At 41.5% G+C, this 311-nt stretch carries 1 pseudogene; it reads right to left on the bottom strand.

Going from position 1 to position 311, the window contains the following annotated elements:
- Nucleotides 1-220, bottom strand: a pseudogene (locus tag AC2FC2_RS27050) (hypothetical protein); the annotation flags it as partial.
- Between the last annotated feature and the right edge of the window lie 91 nt (nt 221-311).

The following is a 311-nucleotide window of genomic DNA, read 5'->3' as shown; positions in this document are numbered from 1 at the left end:
TCTGTAAAGCTTCTTGAGCCTTATCATGGATGGGTTTCTTCTCGACGCGTTCAGCTGTACCCATTGTGATAGCCTGACCGACGGACGAAAATGCATCAAAAGCATGGATTCGAATGATATTTTCGGCGGTGACCGAAATAATTTCATGCAACCGGATGTACTCAATATAATCGTGGCTATCATGCTGAAAAGAGGCAAACTTATGCTTCTGCAACATCATCCGGGAGCTGGATAAAAAAATTGATATAACGCTCAGTTTTTACATCCAGTTCTTTCCTGCGCTGTGCTATTAACTCCTTTTTAAATTCATG

The organism is Serratia sp. CoH_122_TC_1 (assembly GCF_058191755.1).
The sequence above is the reverse complement of the archived record's forward strand: the minus strand, read 5'-3'. Positions and strand labels throughout refer to the sequence as shown.